General features: G+C 65.8%; 3 protein-coding genes. All 3 read right to left on the bottom strand.

What is annotated here, in order from left to right; translation table 11 throughout:
* The coding region (locus ADBZ5U_RS15610) for a Calx-beta domain-containing protein (RefSeq protein WP_526811714.1) at nt 1-1,225 on the bottom strand (1,225 nt) is incomplete at its 3' end.
* 529 nt (nt 1,226-1,754) lie between these two features.
* A complete protein-coding gene (locus tag ADBZ5U_RS15605; protein ID WP_526811713.1) occupies nt 1,755-2,483 on the bottom strand; it encodes an ANTAR domain-containing protein in 729 nt (242 codons plus the stop codon).
* A gap of 79 nt (nt 2,484-2,562) precedes the next feature.
* On the bottom strand, nt 2,563-2,744 hold a 182-nt coding region (locus ADBZ5U_RS15600), incomplete at its 5' end, for a hotdog family protein (protein ID WP_526811711.1).

Genomic DNA, 2,744 nt, shown 5'->3' with positions numbered 1-2,744 from the left:
TGAACGCCTCATTCGGCTCCACCACGGTGTCACCGATCACCCCCACATTGACCGTTCTGGTGGTTTCCCCGGCGGCGAACGTGACGGTGCCCGAGCTCGCGAGGTAGTCCGTACCTGCGGTCGCGGTGCCGTTGGCCGTTGTGTAGCCGACGGTGATTGGTGAGGTCGAGGTCTTGGACAGGGTGACGGTGAAGCCCATGTCCGCCGTTCCGGTGTTGCCTTCGGCGATGCTGGCGTCGGCGACCGCCACCGTAGGTGCGCTCCACCATCGCCGTTTCCGGAAGGTGGCTGCACTGCCTTGGACGGTGCCCGCCATAACGTTGAAGGCCGAAAACAGATCTTCGATCTCCCGGCCGACCCAAGTGACTACCGCCGCGAGGAATCCGGTCGGTGCGGTGGGGGTAGGGCCCGACGCCGCCAGTCCGATGAGTCCGCGGATTGCTGACGCGATTGCCGGGGCTGATACCGGCGGGGGTGGCGACGCCGCCACCGCTGCGACTACTGCAGTCGCAGCAGCGATCGCGGGCACGGTCGAGGTGGTTCCGGCAGGAGAGGGAAGCTTTGCGGCTGCTTCCGCCGTGCGAGCGGAGAGGGTCACGTGCTCCGGTGACTGAGCTGCAGCGGGCAGTTGCGGGCGCGTGGGTGCGGCGAGGGCGGCTGCGGGTTTCGCAACGGAGGCCGGCAAGCCCGGAGCCTTTTTGCGTTGCGGAAGGCGGTCGGCGGGCGGCACCGGATAATCGGCCTGCCCCTCATCGGAGACCGCCGGGGCCGCCGGCGTTCGAGACGCCCTTGATGTGGCGGGTCGGCGAGTCGGGACTGCGCCGGATCGGACTGCGGGACCGTTGCCCGACGACGGATCCTCTGCGGTGCTGTCATCCCCTGCCGCCGGCATCGCCTGCTTCGCCTGGGTATTCCCCGCCGCGGGCCCGTTGCGCTTGGTCGTCGTTGCCGACGACGGCCCGGCCATCCGCGCGGGATCGGCTGCCGCAGGCCCGGCGGAATGCGTTGTCGGTGTGTCCGTTGAATCGGACACCGCAGAGTCGGCGCAGGCGATTCCCGCGCTGCCAACGGTCAATGCGGCGCCGATTCCCAGAGCCGCCGCCAGGCCGCGGACACGGCCGATGCAGATCGGACGACGCCCGTAGGACGTTGATCGGGGGTCGGAACGGAAATGATTCTTTGTCGCGTAAATTAAATTGGCGTGGTCGTTCGCCGAAATATCCATCAGGGCGTCCCTCAATTGCTGGGTCTAGGCACGGGGCTTTGGGTATTAAATTAAATTGCCGAAACTTCGAGATAGTGACGGGAATTAATTCACGTCCCCCCCGATGTGTCAAGACCTCTAAGGGTTTATTTCCGAGGTCCCATTCGGGTTCCGGGGTCGGTCGGCAAACATCGACGGGTGCGGCTCCCGGGTGCGCCGATTATCGAGAAAAGTAATGCTCAAACCGCATTTTCGCCCGGTCGATCGGGGAGGTTGCGCAATGCCGCGACGACGTCGCCCGAAGCGGTTTATCCTCCGCACCGAAAATTGCCGAATGAACGGACGGCGAATATCAAGGTGCCGAATCGGACTTCTCGTCCGAACGCCGGCGCCGGATCACTCGGAACGGGTGCCCACGCAAGGCCGCAGTTCAGTGGCTGGAAAGGTAATCCACCGGCGCACATGTTAATTGCGGAACGGTCGCCGCGCGCTATTCGGCGGGCGGCCTCGTCGCGGCTGGGGGCATACTTCCAGTCGCTAGCTGAAGGGCCTACTTCAGGACTGGGAGAATCGCCGAGGTGTCGGCGCCGTTGACAACCGCGCTGGCGAGTTCGGAGAGGCTTTCACGGCTTTTGCGGGCGTGCGATCGCAGCAGGTCGAAGGCTTGGTCCACATCCATCCCACCGCGCTCGGCGAGCAGTCCCTTGGCCTGTTCGATGATGATCCGGGTGTCCAGGGCGGTCTGAAGCTGCCGGTTGAGAGACTGCGATCGGGCGACCACCCGTTCCCGCCAGAGGCCCGTTGCCGCGATATCCGCCAGCGCGCGTCCTACCGCGAGGTCGTGGGGCGGCATCGGACCCAACTCTCGGCGAACCAGAAGAACGACACCGAGCCGCTGGCCGTCAACGCGCAGCGGAAGCGCGACTGCCGAGAGGAAGCCGTGTCGGAGTGCGTTCCCGGCGAAAACGGACCAGCGGTTCGGGGCCAGATGGAGATCTTCGATGCTGATCCGGCGACCTGTGTGAGAGGCCTGCAGACAAGGCCCCGCGCCGGCCTGGAGCTGAACGAGCGCCAGCGACTCGGCGAGTTCACCACTGGATGCTCCTACATGAAGTTCGCCGCTCGCGTCAGTAGTGATAACCGCGGCAGCCGCTACCGGCAGAACTGCCATGAGAGCAGCGAAGAGCTGCTGTTCCAGCGGGTCCTGCGGGGCAGTGATTCCATCAGCGGTGCTGCCGGCAGCTACGGACAACACCGCGGTACTGCTATTGCGACCCATGTCTGCCTCTCCCTCGCCGGACGTGTCCTCGGCACACCGGTGAGAGGGGGGATTGCCACATCGGCGGGTGGTTTAAACCTCACATTCCGATCAACTCGACGTCCGACAGCACCGCGGCGTCGTCCCGGCCCGGAGCGGTCACCACCCCGACGTATCGGTCCCCGTCGCGCCACACACCGGCGCGCAGGGTCTCACCCGGGAACACCACCCCGGCGAACCGGGCACCGTAGGAACCCACCCGGGTCGCGTCACCGTCGAGCA

Origin of the sequence: Mycobacterium sp., from assembly GCF_040398885.1 — a bacterium.
Taxonomy (GTDB): Bacteria; Actinomycetota; Actinomycetes; order Mycobacteriales; family Mycobacteriaceae; genus Mycobacterium.
The sequence above is the reverse complement of the archived record's forward strand: the minus strand, read 5'-3'. Positions and strand labels throughout refer to the sequence as shown.

What these genes read in the sequence shown, in the direction of transcription:
- ADBZ5U_RS15605 (WP_526811713.1), bottom strand. Translation starts at nt 2,483, where the DNA reads ATGGGTCGCAATAGCAGTACCGCGGTGTTGTCCGTAGCTGCCGGCAGC.